The organism is Nocardiopsis sp. JB363 (assembly GCF_900143625.1).
Lineage (GTDB): Bacteria > Actinomycetota > Actinomycetes > Streptosporangiales > Streptosporangiaceae > Nocardiopsis.
In genome coordinates this window covers 39,069-60,777 of the sequence record NZ_FRFF01000003.1, presented here as the reverse complement: position 1 = coordinate 60,777, position 21,709 = coordinate 39,069, and the positions used below count along the sequence as shown (strand labels likewise).

The following is a 21,709-nucleotide window of genomic DNA, read 5'->3' as shown; positions in this document are numbered from 1 at the left end:
AGGGAAATCCCTTCTGGGCGGGGCCGTCGCCGTCGGTGTCACTTCAGCGGGGTGAAGCTCTCGATCACGTCCTCGTGCACCTCGTCGAAGTCATCGGCCTGCGCTCGCGGCACGTTCACGGTGACCAGGTAGAACACCCGCTCCCCGCCTTCGTTCATGATCACCGAGTACGCCCAGAAGCGGCGCTCGGGGTCGTCCCAGGTGTCGTTCACCAGGTCCGCCTCGACCATCGCCACGTCCATGCCGGCCAGGCCGTCCTCGAAGTCGTCGCCTTCGAAGTCCTCGGTCTCGCGGATCTCGTAGTCACGGGTGACGTCCCCGTCGATGTCGGTGCCGCCTTGGGAGTCGGCCAGGTACTCCGCGCTCGTTCCGGTGAACTCGGTCTCCTCCCAGCCCTCCACGTCGATCTGGTGCTCCAGACCGGGGGCGACGAACGACGCGTAGGAGTCGTCCGGGTCCTCCTCACCGATCTCCCAACCGCCGGGGTAGGAGATGGTGAACCACGGTGAGTCGTAGAGCGACAGGTCGTCCTCTTCGTACTCGGGAGGGGACCCGTCCGAGGCGACCGGGGCGTCGTTCTGTCCGGCGCCCTCCTGGCTCTCCTCACCGCCCTGGTCGCTCTGGCCACCTTGGTCGCCGGTGGTGTCCTGCCGGCCCTCGGAGTCCGCGGTGGAGTCGGCGGGGGTGGTGTCGGGGCGCAGCGCCACGACCAGAACGAACCCGGCCACCAGGAGCAGCGCCGCGGCGGCGGCGAACATGGCGATCATCGGGCCCTTGCGGGAACGGCGCGCGGGCTCCCCGGGGGGAGGGGGCGCGACCGGGCCGGCGTAGGCGGCGGAGTTCGGGTAGGCGCCGCCGCCGTAGTAACCGCCGCCCTGGTGCGGCCCGGTGGAGTAGTCGGCCTCGTAGGCGTTGTCGGGATATCCACCACTGTGGGCGTCGTGTACCGGCTCCTGAGGCCCGCTCGGGACGCCGGCGACGGCCGTGGCACCCGCCGGTCCGGCCGCACCGGATCGGAGGTCCTCCAACAACCGAAGCGCCTGATCCACGGTGAGCCTGCGCTCGGCGTCGCGCTCCAGCAGACCCGCGATCACCGGTTCCAGCCACCCCGCGCGCGTCATCGGCGGCATAGGAGAGGAGATCACCGCGGCGATCGCCGCCGTGATGGAGTCGCGCCGGAACGGGGAGGAACCCTCCACCGCCGCGTACAGGGTCACGCCGATGCTCCACAGGTCGCCACGGTGGTCGGCGGGCGCACCCTCCAACCGCTCCGGCGGCATGTACTCGGGCGACCCGATGAGCGCACCGGTCCGGGTGATGCTCGGACCGCCCTCCACGGTGGCGATGCCGAAGTCGGTGAGGATGATCCGCCCGTCGGCGGACATCATGATGTTGCCCGGCTTGATGTCGCGGTGCAGCACACCCGCCGCGTCCGCGGCGCGCACGGCCTCCAAGAGCGAGACGGCGATGTCGGCCACCCGCTCCGGCGGCAGGGCGCCCTCCTCGGACAGCATGTCCTGGAGCGAACCGCCCTCGACGAGTTCCATCACCACCCACGGGTCGTGCTCGTGCTCGAAGACGTCGTGGATGGTGATGACGGTGGGGTGACCGACCCGGGCCGCCGAGCGGGCCTCGCGGCGCACCCGCGCGTGCGCGTCGTCGCGTTCGGCCTCGGTGAAGTGTCCGGGCAGCAGCACCTGTTTGATCGCCACGACGCGATCGAGGGCGGTGTCGTACGCCTCCCAGACGATGCCCATGCCGCCCCGTCCGAGTTCACGGCGCAGGACGTAGCGGTCGGCGACGGGGTGTTCGCTGTTACTCGACATCTATCGCTCTCTCGAAGCGGGCCGGTGAAGCAGGGGAAAGGGGGCGCTCTGGCACTACTGTCCGACGACGTCGCGGGCCGAAAGGTTCCGGCAAGCGCCCGGGGCACCCCGCCGAAGCGAGGTGCCCCGAGGGTCCGACGGCGACCTACTGGGAGTTGGTCATCTTCAGGACGTCGAGGGCGGCGTCGAGCTGCTCCTCGGTGAGCTTGCCGTCCTTGACGTACCCGCGCTCCAGGACCACCTCACGGATGGTCTTCTTCTCGGCCAGCGACTGCTTGGCGACCTTGGAGGCCTCCTCGTAGCCGATGTAGCGGTTGAGCGGGGTGACGATCGAGGGGGAGGACTCGGCGTAGACCCGGCACTGCTCCTCGTTGGCCTCGATGCCGGCCACGCAACGATCGGCGAAGACCGTGGAGACGTTGGCGAGCAGACGGATCGACTCCAGCACGTTGCGGGCCATCATCGGCAGCTGGACGTTGAGCTCGAAGTTGCCGGAGGCACCGCCGAAGGCCACCGCCGCGTCGTTGCCGACGACCTGCGAGGAGACCTGGAGCATGGCCTCGCACAGGACCGGGTTGACCTTGCCCGGCATGATCGAGGAGCCCGGCTGAAGGTCGGGCAGGAAGATCTCGGACAGACCGGTGGTCGGGCCCGAACCCATCCAGCGGATGTCGTTGGCGATCTTGCAGTAGCCGATCGCGATCGTCCGCAGTTGACCGGAGAGCTCGACCAGGGCATCACGGGCGCCCTGCGCCTCGAAGTGGTCGCGGGCCTCGGTCAACGGCAGACCGGTGTTGTCGGCGATCTCCGCGATGACCCGGGCGGCGAAACCCTCGGGGGTGTTGATGCCGGTGCCGACGGCGGTGCCGCCCAGCGGGAGCTCGGCCACGCGCGGGAGGACGGCCTCGACGCGCTCGACGCCGTAGCGGACCTGAGCGGCGAACCCGGCGAACTCCTGGCCCAGGGTGACCGGGGTGGCGTCCATCAGGTGCGTGCGACCGCTCTTGACCACGGAGGCGAATTCGGTCGCCTTGCGGGTGAGCTCGTCCTCCAGGTGGCGCAGCGCCGGGATCAGCTCGTTGCGCACCGCCGAGGTGGCGGCGATGTGGATGGAGGACGGGAAGACGTCGTTGGACGACTGGGAGGCGTTGACGTGGTCGTTCGGGTGAACGTCCAGGCCGGTGCGCTCCTTGGCGACCGTGGCCACGACCTCGTTGGTGTTCATGTTGCTGGAAGTGCCCGAACCGGTCTGGAAGACGTCGATCGGGAACTCGTCGTTCCACTTGCCGTCGGCCACTTCGAGGGCGGCGGCACGGATGGCCGTGCCGAGATCGTCGGGGATCACGCCGAGCTCGGCGTTGACCTTGGCGGCAGCGGCCTTGATCTGGCCGAGGGCGGCGATGTGGGCGTTCTCCAGACCCTGTCCCGAGATCGGGAAGTTCTCGACGGCACGCTGGGTCTGGGCCCGCCACTTGGCGGCCGCGGGGACCTTGACCTCACCCATCGAGTCGTGCTCGATACGGAACTCACTCATGACTACCCATCTCTCCTGGGAAAACCTGTGAACTCAAGCCTGCCAGACCCGAGAGAACCCGAAGCACCTCACCCTGGGTTGACGGTGTTGCACGTGTCATGTTGACATCGGCGCAGGTCATGGATGTGCGAACGAGGATCACAGGTGGGCCAGGGTCCGACGGGCCGCCTCCGACGTCGTCAGGGGCCGCACCGCCAGCCGGACCAGGGCCAGGGCGTTGTCGTCGCCGGCGACCCGGTTGGCGCTCAGCTCACCACAGGACGCGCACCGGTGGATGAGCATCCACTCCCCGTCCGGGCGGGCGAAGAGTCCGGCCGCGGTCATCCGCCCCCCACAGTCGGAGGTCCGATCACCCGGGACCCGACCGTCGACGTGCAGGCTCGTCAGGCAGTGCGGACAGTGGTTGCGATGGGCTGAGCCCACCGCGCGGGCGGGCACGTCGAGTCGGCACCCGGCGCAGCGGAAGGATTCCGCCGCCGGGCCGGCGCGACGTCCCTGTTCACCCCGTGCGCGCAGCACGGTCTTGCGGCGTTGCGGTCGCCGAGGTCCGCGGTGGTCGCGCCGGCCCATGGCTCACACCCGCCCGAGGAGTTCGAGCGGGAACGGCGGTTCGGCCAAGGGCCGTACGGCGATCCGCATGAGCAGGAGCGGGCTGTCGTCGCCGGCGACGACGCCCTCGGACAGTTCGTCACAGCCCACGCATCGGTGGACCAGTCGCCAGCGCCCATCACTCGGGACCACGACGGACAGGGGCGTCATGCGCGCGGCGCAGTCGGAGACACCGTCGTCGTGCTGGTCGTGGACGTGCCGGGAGGTCAGACAGCTCGGGCAGTGGTCGCGTTCGTCGCCGTCGGGGGCGAAGGCGGACACGGTCAGACCACAGTGGAGACAGATGAAGTCGGGTTCGGTGTTGGACACCCGGAAACTCCTTGCTGAGAGGACAGGCTTGGGTCAGCAAGAGTGCCGAGCGGGTCTCGACGTGGGGCGGGTTCCGGCTCAGCCGGCCGAGGGGACTCGGGGCAGGCTCAGGCCCGCGCGGCTGTGAGGCGCGCTCGGCGCGTTCCGGGGCATACCCACCTGTCCTAACGTCCGGGGAGCCTGGCCCCGGATCGAGTCCGTGTTCCGATCCGTCCCGTCGACGGTAGCCGGGCGGTCCCGGGCACGGCAACGGGTTTTCCATGGCCCACCCGGAACACGGCGGCGCGGCCCTCAGAAGAACGATCGCCGGGTCGACTCGGCCCGCTCGAAGTTCCGGGACATCCAGCGCAGCCCCCACCATTGCACCGCCACGACCAGGGTGTAGCACGGCAGCGCGAACACGGTCAGGACCAGAAGGGTGTTGGTGGAGGTAACCGACCAGCACCGTCACGAAGACGACGAACCATAGGACGCTCATGTGTTCTCTCCGGAGATCGAGACGGGGGAAGGGGGCTCTGGCTCGACCGGTTTCGAGCCCAGGAGGACGTCGCCGGGGCCCGGGCGGCGGCCTTGAGGATCAGGACGACGTCGGTCAGCGTGAGCGAGCCCAGGACCAGGGTGAACACCACGAGGGAGACCGATCACCATCGGTGCGGAGACATGGGGAGAAAGCCCCTCCGCGACGGTGAGGTGTTCGTACACCAGCCACGGCTGCCGACCCATCCCAGGGCGGAGGCCACCACCGGCAGCGGGGCGAGGGCGATGAGCACCAGACGGCCGTCCACCACCCGGGACCCCACCGGGTTCTGGAGGTAGGAGTTCGCGGTGAGGATCCAGAACGCCGACACCGTTTCGATGGCGAGAGGGGCTCCGAAGACGTCCCCCGAGAAATGTGACAGCCCACTCCAGTTCATGCCGAACTGGAATTCCAGGACCAGTCCCGTGACGATTCCCAGGGCATAGTTGATCAGGTAGATCTGCCCCCAGAAACGGGTCGACAGCTCGTCGCGATCACGTCCGGTGAACGTGTGCCGGGTCTGCATGATCGCCACCATCGGGACGAGCCCGAGCGTCAGTGCGACGAAGACGAAGTGCAGGTTCGTGGTGATCGCGAACTGAAGCCGTGCGAGGTCCAGCACATCCACAGTTCCTCCCCATGACGGGGCCGGAGAATTCCGGCCGCCACCGATATTCCATCGGGAAAGGGTGTGGATTCGGAAGATCGGAAAGGAGGGGACGCCCCCTACGAAAGTAGCGATCCGAATTTCCCGGTCGGGCGTCGTCGACGCACACGGTGAGTTCATGTACTGGCGGTAAAGGGGTTCACCACGTGGTGTCGCGCCCGGCGGTCGTTCGGGAGCGGCCGTTCCTACCGGTTCCGATCGAGGCCGGCCTCGTAGGCGAGCAGCCCGGCCTGGGTCCGATTGCCGCAGCCGAGCTTCTCCAAGAGCCGGGAGACGTGGCCCTTGACCGTGGCCTCGGTCAGGAAGAAGCGTCGGGCGATCTGTCCGTTGGTCAGGCCCTCGCCCAGACAGGTCAGGACCTGGACCTCCCGGTCGGTCAGGGTGGACACCAACGTCGCCCGGTCCAGGCGGTGCTTCCGGTCCGTCCGCGCTGAGACGATCAGGCGCTGGGTGGCCTCGGGCGACATCACCGTGTGCCCCTGGGCGGCGACTCGGATCACAGAGCCGCCAGTTCCTCCGGCGGGGTGGACTTGAGGAGGAAACCCGCGGCTCCCGCGCGCAGGGCGCGCAGTACGTACTCGTCGGTGTCGAAGGTGGTCAGGGCGACCACGACCGGCGGCGCGGTCAGGGAGGTGATCTCCTCCGTCGCGCCGATGCCGTCACGGATGGGCATGCGCAGGTCCATCAGGACGAGGTCGGGTCGGTGGCGCCGTACCGCTTCGACGGCCGCGTCACCGTCGTGCGCTTGGCCGACGACGTCGATGCCCGGGTCGACGCTCAGGATGGTCCGCAGGTGGGAGCGAAGCGGTGGGCCCGTAGGACAGCTGGATCGAAACCCGTGACCCGGGAGCGTGCTTGTGGGCGTTGGTCAGTGATTCTTGGAGCAGCCGGTACAGAGTGGCGGCGACCAAGGGGGAGGCCGATGAGGGGTCGCCCTTGGTCTCCAGTTCCACGGGCGTGCCGGTGCGGCGGGTGTCCTCGACGAGCGCACGGGGGTCGGGGTCGGTGAGGGGTTCGAGCCCGTGCCCTTGGGAGAGCACCCCGGTGAGGTCGCGGAGTTCCCCCAAGGCTCGGTACCCGGTGCCGCGCATTTCCTCGGCCGCGGAGCGGACGGCGTCGTCGGTCGCGGTGACGCGCAACGCGCCGGCCTGGAGCACGATCAGGCTGACCCTGTGGGTGACGATGTCGTGCATCTCGTTGGCCAGCCGGGCACGTTCCTCGGCGCGGGCCCGTTCGGTGCGCAGGTGCTGTTCGTTCTCGGCCCGCTCCGCCCGTTCGCCCAAGGCCTCGACCAGGCGGCGATGGGTGGACAGGTACAGGGCGCTGACGCCGATGGCGATCGCGTCCATCCAGGTGCGCCGGTCCAAGGGGGGAAGGCCGAGACGCATACGCCCAACCTAGCGCAGGGCCCGGGGGGAGTCTCGGGTCTTGTCGGTGCCCCGGTCGAGCCGTTGCCCGCTCGACCGGGGCACCGATGGCACCAGGGGTTCCTAGACGGTGCCGCGGCGCTTGCGGGCCAGGTGCAGGGCGCCCGCGCCGGCGGCCATCAGGGCGATGGCGGTGACGAACAGACCGGTGATGGCGGTGCCGGTCTCGGCCAGTTCCGAGCCGCCGGAGGCGTGCGTGCCGTGGTCGGCGGCGGGCGCCTCCTCGGGCTCTTCCGCCTTCTCCTCGGTGGGCTCCTCCGCGGCCTCGGCCCCTTCGGCGCTCTCGGCGTCCTCTTCGACCGGGGCCTCGGCGGCGTGGTCGCCGTGGTCGTGGTCGAGGTCCTCGTGGGCGGCCGGGTCCACGGAGAACGCCTCGGTCTCCTCCACGGCGGTGTTCACCGCGTCGCCCTCACCACCGAAGGTGACGTCGGAGCAGCTGTAGAACGCCTCGGGGCTGTCGGTGCGCTGCCAGACCGTGTAGATGAGGTGCCGGCCGCTCTTCTCCGGGAGCTGGGCGGTCATGGTGTAGCTGCCGTCCTCGGCGACCGGCTGGTCGTCGACGGCGAACGGCTCGGCCTCCAGATCACCCCAGGTGAGCGGGGTGCTCGGGTCCCAGCCGTCGGTGGTGACGTAGTACTCGATGTAGCCGGCGTGGGGGACCGCCGCGGTGTAGTCGAAGGTGTACTCGGAGCCGGAGGGCAGCTCGGTGACGGCGGTGCTGGCCCAATCGCCCGGGTTGTCCAGGGCGGAGTACTTGTCGCGTCCGGCGCTGCACAGCTGACCATCGGGGATGATCTCGCGGTGCTGCCCGTCGGCGTTGGCGATGTTGACCTCGTGCCAGTCGTAGAGCGGCTGGGTGCCGTTCTCCTCCACGAGCCGGACGCACATCTCGGACCGGGGACTCTCGGGGCCCTCGGCGTAGCAGGCGGCGATCCTGCTGATCGGGTCGCCCAGGGTTCCGTGGGCCTGCGCCGGTGCGGCCACCAGACCGGTGACGGCGATGGGGGCGGCCACCAGGACGGCGGCGGAACGGGCGAGTCGTCCGAACCTCATCGGGGTTCTCCTCAAGTCGTGGACTAGCGGGGGCCGTGCGGGTCGCGAACCCGCACGGTCGTCCGGGCTGGAGGGACCACCTTTCGGACAGTCCATGAGCGCAAGGGTCATGGGGTTCCAGCCCGTCCGAAAGGTGTGGGTGGCGACTATACAGACATGAATCCGAAAAGGAAGCTTTCGCCTGATAAAAGGCACTGACCTGTGGATTTGACGGATGATCCTGCGATCAGTAAGGTTTGTTTTCGGTTGATTATGGAACTCTGACCCGAGCTGCGGCAGTGTGTCTCTAAAGGGCGATGACGCCCTTCTTTCGCAATGGTCGAAACCCCCGGAAAACGGACACGCGATCCGCTCGGAAAACCAGTGGAAATCCCGAGCCGGCTCTCCTTACTGTGTTTCCATGACCACACCAGAGCCCGGACGCCACGTACCGGCGATCCGGCTGAGCGGGGTCGTCAAGCGCTTCGGCCCCCTCACCGCCGTCGATGGCCTCGACCTCGAAGTGCCCCAGGGAATCGTGCTCGGGTTGCTCGGCCCCAACGGAGCCGGCAAGTCCACCACCATGAAGATGCTCACCGCGCAGGCGATCGCCGACGAGGGCACGATCAGGATCCTCGACCACGAGATCCCCGCCGAGTCCAAGTGGGCCCGCGCCCGCATGGGTGTCGTCCCCCAACACGACAACCTCGACGAGGAACTCACCGTCGAGCAGAACCTGCGCATGTTCTCGTTCCTGTACCGGGTCCCGCGCCGGCAACGCCGCGAGGCCATCGAACGCACCCTGCGCCTGGCCCAACTGAGCGACCGCGCCGACACCCCCGTCGACGACCTGTCCGGGGGCATGCGCCGTCGGCTGCTCATCGTCCGGGCCCTGTTGCACCGCCCCGAACTCGTCCTCATGGACGAACCCACCGTCGGCCTCGACCCGCAGGTGCGTCAGGACCTGTGGGGCGTCATCTCCGCACTGCGCGACGAGGGCGTCACCGTCCTGATGTCCACCCACTACATCGAGGAGGCCGAGCGCCTCTCCGACGAGGTCGCCCTCATGGCCAAGGGCCGGGTCGTCGAACGCGGCACCCCGGTCGACCTCGTCGCCAAGTACGCCGGCACCACCGTGGAGGAGTACACGCCCCAGGGCTCGGGTGGCATCGCCGAACTCGAACGCCTGGTCCACGAACAAGGCTTCGACACCCGACGCACCGGCACCAGCCTGTCCGTCCTACGCGCCGAGGAACTCCCCGACTCCCTCCGGGACCGCCTCGGTGAACCCGAACGACGCGCCGCCAACCTGGAGGACGTCTTCGTGACCCTGACCGGGGAGGCCGTCGTATGAGCCTGACGCAACAGCGCGCGGACGCAAGACCCGAGCGCCACACCCGCCCCGGCCGGTTCGAGGCCGACGCCGTCCTGGGGGTGGTCGCCCGGGAGTGGATCCTCTACGGGCAGTCCTGGCGGGCCACCACCTTCGCCGCGATCGTCGAGCCCACCCTGTACCTGCTGTGCTTCGGCTTCGGCATGGGCGCCCTCATCGGCACCCTCGCCGGGTTCAGCTACATCGACTTCCTCGGCACCGGCATCGTCGCCGTGTCGGTCATGTTCCAGTCGATGATGCCCGCCGTCATCAACACCTTCATCAAGCGCCGCTTCCTGCACACCTACGAGGGCATCCTCGCCGCCCCGGTGGACGTGCGCGAACTGGTGACCGGGGAGGCGCTGTGGTTGGCCCTGCGCTCCGGTGTCTACGGGTGCGTGCCGCTGCTCGTCGCGATGGGCTTCGGCCTGCGACCGGGCCCGGGCATGCTGCTGGTGCCGTTCGTCGCCTTCCTCGCCGGGTTCGCCTTCGCGCTCTTCGGCATCTGGATCTCCGCGGTGATCACCTCGGTGCGCTCCATGGACTACGTGTTCAGCGGCCTGTTCACCCCGTTGTTCCTGGTGGCCGGAACGTTCTTCCCGATCACCGAACTGCCCGCCTGGGTACAGACCGCGGCCATGGCCAACCCGCTCTTCCATGCGGTCGAGCTCATCCGCGGTTGCGTGTTCGGCGGACTGGGACCCGGTACGGCCCTGCTGCACGTGGCGGTCCTGGCCGGGTTCTCGTTCCTGATGTGGAACCTGGCCGCGTTCCAGATGCGACGCCGGGTCGTGGACTGAACGCCGACGGCGCGGCGAGGATGGTTCCTCGCCGCGCCGTCTCTCGGGTCGGGTTCGCGGGTCAGGCGCCGCTGGGCGCCCACCGCAGCTCGAACACGGCGCGCTCGCCGCCCTCTGCCACGCTCAGACCCACACCGACCGCCCCCCACTGCTCGGGGGCTTGGACGTCGTCGCGCGTGACGGCTTGGCGCATGTCCACGTAGCCGGCCATGACGGCGTCGTCCATGTCGGCCATGGTCTGTTGGAAGACCTCGTCGTCGGCGAGCACGCCACCACCGGCGTCTCCACTGGTGACGACCACGGTGTCGCCGTCCTCGGTCACCGTCGGTGCCGGGACGGAGGAGTACGGATTCGCCACGATCTCGTCGACGAACGAGTTCAGAGCGGTGGCGTCACCGCCCACGGCACGGAACACGACCGTCGGGTCGGCTGCGGCTCCGGGACCGTTCATCCCGCCCATGTCGAAGTCGGACAGGCCGACGGCGGTGGAACCGCCCAACAGGGAGGTGAACCCTTCCGGCAACGGGGCGCCGATGGAGTTCATCTCGGTCTCCATGCTCTGCCGGTCCTGCTCGTCGAGGAACGGCAGTTCGTCGTTCTCCCAGGCGGTGCCCAACATCTGGTCCAGGCCGCTGCCGCCCAACGCGACGGTCGTGTTCTCCGGCAGACCGCCGATGGCGTCCAGGCTCGCCCCGGACCCCTCCGCGAGCCAGCTGACGTCGGTGCCCTCGACCTCGAAGCCGAACACGTCCATCCGCGCCTCCAGGTAGTCGCCGGTGACCCGGAAGGAGGCGGTCATGCGGCCCTGGAGGGAACCGGCGGAGCCGAGCTCCGAGGCCAGTTCCTGCTCGATGGTGCTGATCTGGCCCAGGGCTCCCAGGTCGGCCCAGGCCAGGGCGATGCTGCCACTGGCGACGCCGTCCAGGTCACCGCTGTAGGTGTCGTCGCTCTCCAGGTCGCCGTTGGTCGACATCTGGTCGTTGTAGTCGGCGATCCCGCCGGGCTGGTCGGTGAACACCACGAAGTCGTCGACCATCGTGTACTCGACGTCGTGGGACTGCGTCAGGTCGGTGAACTGCTCCTCGGCGGCACCGGCGTCGTTCACCGCCAGGGCGATCGCGTAGGTCGCGCCCTCGCTCGACTCGAACTCCGGGTTGTCGGTGATCCAGGAGGCCGCGCCCACCTTCTGGCCGATCCACCCCTCGACCGCGGAGGGGTCCAGGTCGTAGGACTCGGCGAACGCCTCGGCGAAGGGGGCCGAGGTGTCGTCCTCGTCCACGTCGCCGATCTCCTCGCTGACCTCGTCGGGGAGCTTCTCGACGAAGCGGAGCAGGTCCATGGCCTGGGAACCGTCGATGTCGAGGTCGGCCTTGGCGAAGGCGACCGAGTTGCCCGGCAGCACCGACTCGGGCTGCGGGCCACCGAAGCTCACCAGCGACACGGTCGCCCACACGGTGCCGGCCATCAAGACGACGGCGGTGACGGCCGCCGCGGGGATCAGCCACTTACGGCCGCCACCGCGACCGTCGCCGCCGGGCGGCATCGGGGCGCCCTGGTACTGGCCGCCGTAGGGAGGCTGGCCGGGGCCCTGCGGGCCACCGGGGAAGGGTGGTCCGGGCTGACCGGGACCCTGCGGGAAGCCCTGTTGGGGACCCTGCGGGGGAGGGAACGCCTGTCCCGGTTGCTGCGGCGGCTGCCACTGAGGCTGCTGCGGGGGATCAGGGTAGGACATCGGACCTCCGGCGAGGGTGGTGCAGAAGAAGGGATCACCGGCCACGCGGCCAGTGTGGAATACGACGCCGTCCAAGGTCGGAAGGTTCCGAGAATAACCCCGGGAACAGCACCGACGCCGCCTGAGCGGCGCCGGTGACCGAATCCGGAGAGGCCCTGATCTACTCCGGGGCGGAGGTCAGATCGACACCGCTGTAGGCGGACAGCTTGCTCAGCCGGTGTTCGCTGCGCACCTGGCGCACGGTGCCGCTGCGGCCGCGCATGACCAGTGAGTCGGTGATCACACCCGTGGACTCGTAGCGCACCCCGCCCACCAGCTCACCCTCGGTGATGCCGGTCGCCGCGAAGAACACGTCGTCGGAGGTGACCAGGTCGTTCGTGTACAGGACACGGTCCAGGTCGTGCCCGGCGTCGAGCGCCTTCTTCCGCTCCTCGTCGTCCTTGGGCCACAACCGACCCTGGATGACGCCGCCCAGGCACTTCATGGCGCACGCCGTGATGATGCCCTCCGGGGTGCCGCCGATGCCCAGCATCAGGTCCACACCCGTGCCGGGGCGGGCCGCCATGATCGCGCCCGCGACGTCACCGTCGCTGATGAACTTGATGCGGGCGCCCGCGTCCCGGACGTCCTGCACCAGCTGCTTGTGGCGCGGACGATCCAGGATGACGACCGTGACGTCCTGCGGGGACTTGCCCTTGGCGCGGGCCACCGCGCGGACGTTGTCGGCGACCGGGGCGGCGATGTCGACCACGTCCGCGGCCTCCGGACCTGTGGCCAGCTTCTCCATGTAGAACACCGCGGACGGGTCGAACATGGTGTGGCGCGGGCTCATCGCGATCACCGCGATGGCGTTCGGCATGCCCATGGCCGCCAGGGTGGTGCCGTCGATCGGGTCGACCGCCACGTCCCAGTCGTGCCCGCCGCCATCGCCGACGCGCTCGCCGTTGTAGAGCATGGGGGCGTTGTCCTTCTCGCCCTCGCCGATCACCACGGTGCCGTTCATGGACACGGTGCTGATCATGTGGCGCATCCCGCGCACGGCGGCGCCGTCGGCCCCGAGCTTGTCACCTTTGCCGACCCAACGGCCCGCGGCCAGTGCGGCGGTCTCGGTGACGCGGACCAGTTCCAGCGCGAGGTTGCGGTCGGGCACCGAGTGCTGCGCGGGTGGGTTACTGGGCTGCGACATGGAGGTGACACCTTCCGTCTGTGAACAGGGTGGAGTTCACGCCTTAGGGTAGTCACCTCGGGTGTTCCCTGGTCATCGCGGGTGGGCGCGTCCAACCGGGATGTAGCCGCCCCCCAGTGGCCTGCGACGGTCTACCCTGGCGGGGAGCCGGACAGGAGTGAGGGCGTGACAGTGGACAAGACGGACAAGCCCGCGCGGGTCTCCTCGCGAGGCGCGGCCACCCGCACCTCCCTACTGAAGGCGGCGACCCAGGTGTTCCGCACGGTGGGGTTCGCGAAGGCGGGTGTGAGCGAGGTCGTCTCGGTCGCGGGCGCCAGTGTGGGCAGCCTCTACCACCACTTCACCGGTAAGGCGGACCTGTACCTCGCCCTGTACGAGGAATTCCAGCAGCGACAGCAGGAACGGACCCACCAAGCGGTGCGCGACGCTCGTTCCGGCGGTGAGAGTGATCCCACACGGCTGATGAACATCGCGGCCCACGCCTACCTGCTCGGCGCCATAGAGGAGAGGGAGACCACTCGGCTGTTCTTCAGCGGCGACGGTCCTCCCGGGTTCGACTACCAACTGCGGTCGCGGCTCACCCAGTGGACCGACCGCAACGTGGCGCTGTTCCGTAAGGCCGACGAGCCGGTCGACGAGGCGTTGCTGATCGTGGTGAGCGGATCGATGCTGCTGGCCGTCGCCGAGGTGGTCAACCGCGACGACATCGACTCCCGCAAGCTCGCTGACGACATCACCGGCCTGCTCACCGAGTTGGAACCCCGCAACCGCCGCCCCGAACACCCGGAAACCTCCGTCCAGGATCCCTCTTGAGGGACCCCGGGTCGAAGGGGCTGTGGACCTGCGGCAAGCTGGACGGGTCATGAGTAAGTACAGCAGGGCCAACGCCACCTTCAAGAACTACGCCATCTCCCTCGGGGTCGTCGTCGGCATCCTTTTGGTGATGGCCTTCGTTGTCTCCACGCGTTCGGGCGAGAACATCCCCACCGTGGACTATCGCCCGGACATCGAGGTGATGCGTCAGTCCGCCGACTACGAGGTGACGGCGCCCTCGGAGGACATGCCGGACGGGTGGACCCCCACCAGTTCGCACCTGAACGTGACCGGCCCGGTGTCGTGGAGCATCGGCTTCGCCACACCGCAGGACAGTCACGCCATGTTGACCCAGAGCGATGACGACCCGGAGACGGTGATCGCCGACCGCGTCAAGGATGCGGAGCCGGTCGGTTCCGTGATGGTCGCCGACCAGGAGTGGGAGCAGTTCGAGTCCGACGACTGGGGCGCCCTCGTCCAGCGCGGCGACGACCGGACCCTGATCATCTCCGGCAGTACCTCCCTGGACGAGTTCGCCGTCCTCGCCGAGCACATGGAGACCTACCCCGTCCCCGAGAAGGACGACGAGGCCTCCGAGGAACCCGAGGAGTCCGAGGAGTCCGAGGAGTCCTGAGCGGTCAAGCGCCGCTCTCTCCCATGGCCTCTCGGTCGGACGCGCTGCGAAGTACGCAGAACTCGTTGCCCTCGGGATCGGCCAGGATCGCCCACCCCGAGCCGTCGGGCTCGCGGTGGTCGCCGACGAAGGCGGCGCCCAGCTCCAGCAGCCGTTCCACCTCCCGTTCACGGGTGGTCTCCGGGCGCAGGCACAGATGGATCCGGTTCTTGCTCTCCTTGGACTCGGGCACCTGGTTGAAGTGCAGCACCGGGCCCTCCGCCAACAGCACTTCGGTCTCCGCGTCACCCGGTTCGCTCTCCGGATGCACGGGACGGCCGGTCACCGCGCTCCAGAACCGGGCCATTTCATAGGCGTCCGCACAGTCGATCGCCACGTTCTGCACTATCGAAACCATGGGCGTGAGTATCGTGCACCCGTGCACCGGACACAAAGGGTTTACGTGCCCCTGGGCGGTCGTCGGTGAGTTGTCCACAGGCGGGAGGGGCAGGGGTGGCGCCCGCCCGGCGAAGTGGTGTCTCCTTGTTATCGGGGGAGCCCGGGCTTTCCCCGACTTCGTGCTGCCCACCCCCCGCTCGCGAAACGGGCCCCGAGCAACCTCGGAGGTTCCTCGGGGCCCGCTCGTCACGCAGGTCGTACTCGCACCTCGCGCTACTCGGCGCGCAGGTCGCGGCGCAGTTCCTTGGGCAGCGAGAAGGTGAGCTTCTCCTCGGCGGTGGTCACCGGGGTGACGGAGCCGTACCCGTGCGCGGAGAGCTTCTCGAGAAGCTCGCGCACCAGGATGTCGGGGACGGACGCACCACTGGTCACACCCACGGTGGTGACGCCCTCCAGCCAGGCCTCTTCCATGAGGGTGGCGTTGTCGATGAGGTAGGAGGCGTTCGCGCCGGCGTCGAGGGCGACCTCGACCAGGCGGACGGAGTTGGACGAGTTGTCCGAACCCACCACGATGACCAGCTCGCACTCGGGCGCCATGGCCTTCACGGCGTCCTGGCGGTTGGAGGTGGCGTAGCAGATGTCGTCGCTGGGCGGAGCCAGCAGGTTCGGGAACTTCTTGCGCAGAGCGTCCACGGTCTGGTTGGTCTCGTCCACCGAGAGGGTGGTCTGGGACAGCCAGGACACGTTGTTCGGGTCGCGGACCTGGACCTTGTCGACCTCGTCCGGGCTCTCCACGATCTGGATGTGCTCGGGGGCCTGGCCGCTGGTGCCTTCGACCTCCTCGTGGCCGATGTGCCCGATGAGGACGATGTCGCGGTCCTCGGAGGCGAATCGCTGCGCTTCCTTGTGGACCTTGGTCACCAGCGGGCACGTGGCGTCGATGGTCTTGAGCTGACGCTTCTCGGCCTGCTCGTGAACGGCGGGCGATACACCGTGGGCGGAGAAAACGACGATGGCGCCCTCGGGCACCTCCTCGGTCTCCTCGACGAAGATCGCGCCGCGCTCCTCCAAGGTGCGTACGACGTGCGTGTTGTGCACGATCTGCTTACGTACGTAGATCGGGGAGCCGTACTGTTCGAGGGCTTTCTCGACGGTGATGACCGCTCGGTCGACACCGGCGCAGTAGCCCCGGGGGTTGGCCAGGAGCACACGACGTTGGTTCGTGGCAGTCGTCATCGCAGTCATGGGATACATCCTAGGTGCGATCGTGGGATGTGGAAGTGGGTGTGGGATACGGCACCGAAGCGGACATGGCTATCGTGGAGGCCACGACCAGGTGACGTCACCGCAACAGAACGTACCCGGTCGGGCCGCGACGTGGCGAAATCGTTCACTTCCGGCCCGCTTATGGTGATCCTCCCTCATCTATCCTGGTTCACCATCGCATCAGTTCATGAGGCGGTTCGCCCTCAACTCGGCCTTGCCTGGTTTGCTGGACGCGCGCCGCCGGCCCAACGCCGAGAGCATCAGGAGCCCCCGTCCTATGTCGAACCCGACCATCGTCACGAAGCTGACCTCCCTGTTCAAGGGCATCTTCGGGCGTAAGGACCCGGTCGTCACGACCGTTCCGGAACAGCCGGAGAAGAAGGACGAAGCCCCCGCGTCCACGACCGAGGCGCAGGAGAGCGCCGAGGTGGAGACCACCCACGAGGCTCCCCAGGAGCAGGAGAAGGCCGCTGAGGAGGCCGACACCACGGAGAACACCGAGGTCGAGGCCGAGAGGAAGCCCGCCGAGCCCGCTGAGCCCACCAAGCCCGCCGAGCCCGCGGAGAAGAAGCCGGAGCCGGTCGCCGAGGCGACCCCGGAGACCCCCGCCCCGGCCGCCACCGACGCGGACGTGGACTCCACCGAGCCCACCGACGCCGCCGAGGCCGCGAAGCTGGTCGAGGAGTCCAGCGGTGAGCCCGGAATCCCCGCCACCGTGGACCTCTCCGAGGACGGTTCCGCTCTGGCCGAGGAGCTCACCGCCGCCGAGGCGCACACCACCGTCGCCAGCGACGAGGTCCTGGAGAAGGTCCGCAAGGGCAACGCCCCGGCCGTCGAGGACCTGGCCGTCCCGACCTACGACGAGCTCACCCTGCCGTCCATCCGGGCCCGCCTGCGTAAGCTCACCATCGAGCAGGTGCGCGACCTGCGCGCCTACGAGGTGGCCCACCAGGGACGCCCGGAGTTCATCAAGATGTACGACAACCGCATCGCCAAGCTCGAAGCCGAAACCGGGGCCTGAGTACCGTTTCGCGGACCAGGGGGCGAGGGGCCGACGGCCCCTCGCCCCCTGCGTGTCCGGGGGAGGGTCGATCGCCCCGAGCCCCTGCCGTGGTCGCTTTTCCGTCGACCGGAAGGGTTGACACCTTTTTGATAGTGAGTGTTAACTATCAATCATGACGGCAGGGCGGAGACCACGGGTCGGTATCGAGCAGCGTCGTGAGCAGATCCTCGCGGCGGCGTTGAAGGAGTTCAGTCACAAGGGGCTGCACGGTGGCTCGACCGTGACCATCGCCAAGGACGTCGAGATCTCGCACCCCAACCTCTTCCGGATCTACTCCACGAAGAAGGAACTCTTCGTCGCGGTCCTGGAGAGGACCTTCGCGGACATCGAGCGGGAGATGCTCGTTCCGGGGGAGAAGGCCGAGGACGAACCGTTGCGGACGATGGCGGACGGCTGGGGTGTGCTGATGGAGCGCCGCGAGGTGATGCTCATCCTGCTCCAGGGTTACGCGGCCGCCAACGACCCCGACATCCGCGACGTGATGCACGAGTGGACGCGGGACGTCTTCGAGCGCTTCGAGGCGCTGCCGAAGGTCGACACCGACCAGGCCCACGAGTTCTTCGCCGACGGAATGCTGTACATGGTGGCCGCCTCGATGGGGCTGCCCGGCCGGGCCGAGACCGACGAGTGGGCCGACCGCTTCCTGGCCTCCGGGAGCTGAGCTTCCCATGGGCGGGGGAGGCCCGCCTTTTTTCGCCTATTGATAGTGATCACTCACTACCTGAAAACGCCGACCACCCCTCGCCGAGGAACACGCCTCGGCGCCGACCGGAAGAGGACCCTCGAAGATGAACTCACCCACCGTGCTCGTGACCGGAGCCACCGGCACCGTCGGATCGGCGCTGATCCCCGAACTCCAGGCGCGCGGCGCCACGGTCCGCGCCATGACCCGCGACCCTCGACGGGCAGTGCCCGGCGTCGAGAACGTCGTCGCCGACCTGAAGGACCCCGCATCGGTCGCCGCCGCGCTCGAAGGCGTCGACACGGCCTTCCTCAACAGCCCCTCCGAGGAGGGCGCCGCCGCCCTCCAGATCCGGTTCGCCGACCTGGCCCACGAGAGCGGGGTGCGCCGCCTCGTGCTGCTCTCGCAGTACGCCGCGCGCACCGACTCACCGGTGCGGTTCCTGCGCTGGCACGCCGAGGTCGAGGAACACGTGCGGCGGCTCGGCATGGACCACACGGTGCTGCGCCCCAACCTCTACCTCCAGGCCCTGACCGGCTTCGCCGCGACCATCGCGCAGGGATGGTTCGCCGCGCCCATCGGTGGCGCCGCCGTGAGCGCGATCGACACCCGCGACATCTCCGCTTCCGCCGCCGAGGTGTTGACCGGCGAAGGGCACACCGGCCGGATCTACACCCTGACCGGTCCCAGGGCCGTGACCCACGACGAGATCGCCCGGGCGCTGTCGACGGCCACCGGACGGGAGATCACCTTCCAGGAGGCGACCGCCGAACAGTTCTCCGAAGCGCTCGCCGGTGTGCTCCCCCCGTGGCAGCTGGCGGGCCTCGTCGAGGACTACGCCCACTACGCCAGGGGAGAGGCCGCCGAGGTGCACGGCGCCGTCGCCGAGCTGACCGGACGCCCCGCGCGCGACGTCACCGACTTCGCCCGCGAACACGCCGACGCGTTCGGTGGGGCCTGACCACCGGAGCGGACACCCCGCCCACCACCCGGTTCCCCATTCCGACACCCTCTGAAGGAACGTGAGGACGTCCCTGGCGGTTCACGGGGACCAAGGCCGTGCGTTCTCGGAGCCCATGGGAACTCCTGACCGGATTGACCACGTTGCGCTCCGAGGCCTTCCCCCTCGACGCCGAACAGGGCGAGGGGCTGTGCCTCGTGCTCACGATCGGAATCGGCGACCTGGCCCGGCTGGGAACGTCGATCTCCGGTCGGAGGTTCACCCGGGCGCGTCGGGCCCGCGCGGTCGCGCGTTTCCTATCCTTCTTCGCGACCTCCGCCCTGCGTCGGCGCTCCCGCTCCGATGACCGGGCCGCGCCGAACCGGTGACGCCCGGCCCACGGTCACCGTCGAATCGGGAACTGTCGCCACCCTGGCCTAGGCTCTGGACCCATGGGTATGGAGAGTTCCGCGGAGTCACCGCAGCCGGTCCGGGCCGTGCTTCAGGCGGTCGGTGGTTGGGTCGACCGGTTGGGCGCGATCTGGGTCGAGGGCCAGGTCGCCGAACTCAACTCGCGTGGGCGGATGAGCTATCTGACCCTGCGCGACCCGGTCGCCAACGCCTCGGTCCGGGTCATCTGTGAGACGGGTGTGCTGCGCCGTCAGGATCCACCACCAGGCCCCGGCGACCGCGTGGTCGTCCATGCCAAACCCGACTTCTACCAGCTCAGGGGCACGTTCTCACTGCGTGCCCGGGAGATCCGGCACGTCGGTATCGGCGAACTGCTGGCCCGACTCGAACAGCTGCGCCGCACCCTCACCTCCGAGGGCCTGTTCGCCCCCGAACGCAAACGCCCCCTGCCGTTCCTGCCCAACACGGTCGGTCTGATCTGTGGCCGCGACTCGGCGGCCGAGCGCGACGTCCTGGAGAACGGGCGCCGTCGTTGGCCCGCGGTGCGTTTCGAGGTGCGCCCGGTGGCCGTGCAGGGCGACCGCGCCACCCGCGAGGTCATCGACGCCCTGCGCGACCTGGACGCGCGACCCGAGGTCGACGTCATCGTCATCGCCCGCGGTGGCGGCTCCATGGAGGACCTGCTGCCCTTCTCCGACGAGGCGCTGGTGCGAGCCGTGGCCGCGGCGGGCACCCCGGTGGTCAGCGCGATCGGGCACGAACAGGACACCCCGCTGCTGGACTACGTCGCCGACGTGCGCGCCTCCACCCCCACCGACGCCGCCAAGAAGGCCATCCCGGACGTGGGGGAGCAGCTGGAGATCATCCGGCAGCTGCGCGACCGCGGTCGCCGGGTGATCGGCGGTGGTTTGGAACGCGAACTCACCTGGCTGGCGGGGATCCGGGCCCGTCCGGTGCTGGCCGACCCGGTGCGCGAGACCGAACGTCTCACGGACCAGGTCCTGGAACTGCGCGATCGGGCGCGGCGCAGCCTGACGATCTCGCTGGACCGGGCCCAGGAGGCCTTGGGTCACACCGAGGCGCGCCTGCACGCGCTGTCCCCGGCCACCACCTTGGCCCGCGGGTACGCGATCGTGCAGCGCGAGGACGGTTCGGTGGTGCGTTCGGCGACCGAACCCGAGCTGGGCGAGAAGCTGCGATTGCGCTTCGCCGAGGACGGTCTGACCGCCACCGTGGACGAGGTGGACACCGACCCCGCGACCGGTCCGGAGCCGGGTCCGGAGGAGCCCCCGGAGCCGGAGGAGTCCTCGGAGCCGGAAGAGCCCCCGAGGTCGGAGGAGTCTCCGGAATCGGAGGAGGCTTCGGAGTCGGAAGAACCGGCCGAGGAGGCGGCCACGGGAAAGGCCCCCGCCAAGAAGCCCGCGGCCCGCAAGAGCCCCGCTGAGAAGGCCACCACCACCAAGAAGACCGGCGGTGCCGGTAAGGGCGCCAGAACGAAGGGCGCCGGCTCGAAGTCCTCCGGGGCGAAGACGAAGTCCACCGGCGCAAAGAGCACCGCGAAGAAGACCACGACCGACGACACCCAGGGGGAACAGGCATGACCGAGACCAACGAGGCCCCGGAGCCGAGCTACGAGGAGAGCCGGGAGGAGCTGAACGACGTCGTGCGAAAACTGGAGTCGGGCGGCCTGACCCTCCAGGAGTCCCTCGCCCTCTGGGAGCGTGGGGAGAAGCTGGCGCGGATCTGCGAGCGTTGGTTGGAGGGCGCCCGCGCCAAGCTGGCCGCCGCCATGGACGAGCGTCGCGAGGACGCGCCGGCGGACCCCGACACCCCGTTCTGACCGGTCCCGGGCTCCGGGTTCCGGTCAGTTGCGTCCGTTGAGCTCGTCGCCCAGGGTGCGGAGGTTTCCGGGCAGGCCCCGGAAGACCGCGATGACCAGCACGAGCGCGGTACCCAGGAACAGCCAGGGGGCGATCTCGGCGAGCCGGGCGGCCAGGCCCAGGATGAGCACCCGCACGAAGCCCTCGTTGCCGGCGGCGAGCACGCTCTCGGCGCAGACCACCGCGATGAAGTAGGCGATCGGCGGGCTCACCGACAGTGAGAGCAGGTCGACCGGGCGGACCAGGGCGGCGGTGGCCAGGCAGGCGAGCGTGAAGATGATGCCTGGGACGGCGGGGATGGAGGTCAGGTTCGCGATCATCGTTCCGGCGAAGCTGCTCAGGACGATGACCAGGACCGCGCCGCGTCCGGTCAGCCGGGGCGATCGAACGGTTCCGGAGGAGGTGGTCCGACCGGTGGCACCGCGTTCGGCGCTGGATCGCACCGTTCCGGTCCGCCCGTTGGTGGTGTTCTTGGTGGTCGTGGGTCGGCTGCGTGTCTTGGACGCGCTCGAAACGTTCCGGCCACGACCGTTGGACCGCACGAAATACGGAGCCTGTCCCGGCTCCGGACCGTCCGACTTGCGTGGGGGCATGGTCGTGCGCCTCCCAAGTTTGTTACTCACAGTGTTTA

At 69.0% G+C, this 21,709-nt stretch carries 23 protein-coding genes and 1 pseudogene; 10 read left to right on the top strand and 14 right to left on the bottom strand.

Going from position 1 to position 21,709, the window contains the following annotated elements:
* Positions 1-38: 38 nt before the first annotated feature.
* The 9 genes from BQ8420_RS00875 to BQ8420_RS00840 form a co-directional block, all read right to left on the bottom strand.
* Complete coding sequence (locus BQ8420_RS00875; RefSeq protein ID WP_087095867.1) at positions 39-1,826, bottom strand: serine/threonine-protein kinase; 1,788 nt, start codon at positions 1,824-1,826, stop codon at positions 39-41.
* A 145-nt stretch (positions 1,827-1,971) separates the two neighbouring features.
* Positions 1,972-3,360 (bottom strand): aspartate ammonia-lyase, encoded by a 1,389-nt coding sequence (locus tag BQ8420_RS00870; protein ID WP_087095866.1) that lies wholly within the window; start codon positions 3,358-3,360, stop codon positions 1,972-1,974.
* Between the two features lie 138 nt (positions 3,361-3,498).
* Positions 3,499-3,930 carry an RNHCP domain-containing protein gene (locus BQ8420_RS00865; RefSeq protein ID WP_087095865.1) on the bottom strand — a complete coding sequence of 144 codons (432 nt, stop codon included), beginning with the start codon at positions 3,928-3,930 and terminating at the stop codon, positions 3,499-3,501.
* 3 nt (positions 3,931-3,933) lie between these two features.
* Positions 3,934-4,278 (bottom strand): RNHCP domain-containing protein, encoded by a 345-nt coding sequence (locus tag BQ8420_RS00860; RefSeq protein WP_087095864.1) that lies wholly within the window; start codon positions 4,276-4,278, stop codon positions 3,934-3,936.
* A gap of 641 nt (positions 4,279-4,919) precedes the next feature.
* Positions 4,920-5,417, bottom strand: coding sequence for a cytochrome ubiquinol oxidase subunit I (locus tag BQ8420_RS00855; RefSeq protein WP_369825456.1), 498 nt, complete (start codon positions 5,415-5,417; stop codon positions 4,920-4,922).
* 230 nt (positions 5,418-5,647) lie between these two features.
* Positions 5,648-5,962: a response regulator transcription factor gene (locus BQ8420_RS33120; RefSeq protein WP_304528874.1), complete on the bottom strand. Its 315-nt coding sequence runs from the start codon at positions 5,960-5,962 to the stop codon at positions 5,648-5,650.
* On the bottom strand, positions 5,959-6,225 hold the full coding sequence (locus BQ8420_RS33115) for a response regulator transcription factor (protein WP_304528875.1): 267 nt from the start codon (positions 6,223-6,225) through the stop codon (positions 5,959-5,961). Before BQ8420_RS33115 ends, BQ8420_RS33120 begins: the two co-directional genes overlap by 4 nt.
* Positions 6,194-6,850 carry a sensor histidine kinase gene (locus BQ8420_RS00845; RefSeq protein WP_087095862.1) on the bottom strand — a complete coding sequence of 219 codons (657 nt, stop codon included), beginning with the start codon at positions 6,848-6,850 and terminating at the stop codon, positions 6,194-6,196. The genes BQ8420_RS33115 and BQ8420_RS00845 overlap by 32 nt, the downstream gene beginning before the upstream one ends.
* A 102-nt stretch (positions 6,851-6,952) precedes the next feature.
* Positions 6,953-7,942 (bottom strand): lytic polysaccharide monooxygenase, encoded by a 990-nt coding sequence (locus tag BQ8420_RS00840; protein ID WP_087095861.1) that lies wholly within the window; start codon positions 7,940-7,942, stop codon positions 6,953-6,955.
* Between the two features lie 400 nt (positions 7,943-8,342).
* Between BQ8420_RS00840 and BQ8420_RS00835 the strand changes: the two genes are divergently transcribed.
* Entirely contained in the window at positions 8,343-9,275 is a 933-nt protein-coding gene (locus BQ8420_RS00835; protein WP_087095860.1) for an ABC transporter ATP-binding protein, read from the top strand.
* Positions 9,272-10,093 (top strand): ABC transporter permease, encoded by an 822-nt coding sequence (locus BQ8420_RS00830; protein WP_087095859.1) that lies wholly within the window; start codon positions 9,272-9,274, stop codon positions 10,091-10,093. The genes BQ8420_RS00835 and BQ8420_RS00830 overlap by 4 nt, the downstream gene beginning before the upstream one ends.
* Positions 10,094-10,154: 61 nt before the next feature.
* Here the strand turns inward: BQ8420_RS00830 and BQ8420_RS00825 are convergent, their stop codons facing one another.
* Entirely contained in the window at positions 10,155-11,870 is a 1,716-nt protein-coding gene (locus BQ8420_RS00825) for a hypothetical protein (protein WP_369825455.1), read from the bottom strand.
* Between the two features lie 115 nt (positions 11,871-11,985).
* Positions 11,986-13,011, bottom strand: coding sequence for a class II fructose-bisphosphatase (gene glpX, locus BQ8420_RS00820; RefSeq protein WP_087095858.1), 1,026 nt, complete (start codon positions 13,009-13,011; stop codon positions 11,986-11,988).
* A gap of 171 nt (positions 13,012-13,182) precedes the next feature.
* Here glpX and BQ8420_RS00815 point away from each other — a divergent pair, with 171 nt between their 5' ends.
* Together BQ8420_RS00815 and BQ8420_RS00810 are read left to right on the top strand one after the other, a co-directional pair.
* Positions 13,183-13,824 carry a TetR/AcrR family transcriptional regulator gene (locus BQ8420_RS00815; protein ID WP_087095857.1) on the top strand — a complete coding sequence of 214 codons (642 nt, stop codon included), beginning with the start codon at positions 13,183-13,185 and terminating at the stop codon, positions 13,822-13,824.
* A 49-nt stretch (positions 13,825-13,873) separates the two neighbouring features.
* Positions 13,874-14,458, top strand: coding sequence for a DUF4245 domain-containing protein (locus BQ8420_RS00810; protein ID WP_087095856.1), 585 nt, complete (start codon positions 13,874-13,876; stop codon positions 14,456-14,458).
* A gap of 4 nt (positions 14,459-14,462) precedes the next feature.
* Here BQ8420_RS00810 and BQ8420_RS00805 read toward each other — a convergent pair whose 3' ends face one another.
* Both BQ8420_RS00805 and BQ8420_RS00800 read right to left on the bottom strand, forming a co-directional pair.
* On the bottom strand, positions 14,463-14,855 hold the full coding sequence (locus BQ8420_RS00805; RefSeq protein ID WP_087095855.1) for a VOC family protein: 393 nt from the start codon (positions 14,853-14,855) through the stop codon (positions 14,463-14,465).
* Positions 14,856-15,109: 254 nt separating this feature from the next.
* Complete coding sequence (locus BQ8420_RS00800) at positions 15,110-16,081, bottom strand: 4-hydroxy-3-methylbut-2-enyl diphosphate reductase (protein ID WP_200815735.1); 972 nt, start codon at positions 16,079-16,081, stop codon at positions 15,110-15,112.
* A gap of 298 nt (positions 16,082-16,379) precedes the next feature.
* Here BQ8420_RS00800 and BQ8420_RS00795 point away from each other — a divergent pair, with 298 nt between their 5' ends.
* The 6 genes and pseudogenes from BQ8420_RS00795 to BQ8420_RS00770 all read left to right on the top strand — a co-directional run bounded on the left by BQ8420_RS00795 (position 16,380) and on the right by BQ8420_RS00770 (position 21,038).
* Positions 16,380-17,123: a hypothetical protein gene (locus BQ8420_RS00795; RefSeq protein ID WP_087095853.1), complete on the top strand. Its 744-nt coding sequence runs from the start codon at positions 16,380-16,382 to the stop codon at positions 17,121-17,123.
* Positions 17,124-17,277: 154 nt separating this feature from the next.
* Positions 17,278-17,826 (top strand): TetR/AcrR family transcriptional regulator, encoded by a 549-nt coding sequence (locus BQ8420_RS00790; protein WP_087095852.1) that lies wholly within the window; start codon positions 17,278-17,280, stop codon positions 17,824-17,826.
* A 127-nt stretch (positions 17,827-17,953) separates the two neighbouring features.
* A complete protein-coding gene (locus BQ8420_RS00785; RefSeq protein WP_087095851.1) occupies positions 17,954-18,808 on the top strand; it encodes an SDR family oxidoreductase in 855 nt (284 codons plus the stop codon).
* 98 nt (positions 18,809-18,906) lie between these two features.
* Positions 18,907-19,176, top strand: coding sequence for a hypothetical protein (locus tag BQ8420_RS00780; RefSeq protein ID WP_143847046.1), 270 nt, complete (start codon positions 18,907-18,909; stop codon positions 19,174-19,176).
* Between the two features lie 63 nt (positions 19,177-19,239).
* A pseudogene (gene xseA, locus BQ8420_RS00775) lies at positions 19,240-20,451 on the top strand (exodeoxyribonuclease VII large subunit); the annotation flags it as partial.
* 344 nt (positions 20,452-20,795) lie between these two features.
* Positions 20,796-21,038, top strand: a complete 243-nt coding sequence (locus BQ8420_RS00770) for an exodeoxyribonuclease VII small subunit (RefSeq protein ID WP_087095849.1) — start codon at positions 20,796-20,798, stop codon at positions 21,036-21,038.
* 24 nt (positions 21,039-21,062) lie between these two features.
* Here the strand turns inward: BQ8420_RS00770 and BQ8420_RS00765 are convergent, their stop codons facing one another.
* Positions 21,063-21,671, bottom strand: coding sequence for a DUF6542 domain-containing protein (locus tag BQ8420_RS00765; RefSeq protein ID WP_087095848.1), 609 nt, complete (start codon positions 21,669-21,671; stop codon positions 21,063-21,065).
* Positions 21,672-21,709 lie beyond the last annotated feature (38 nt).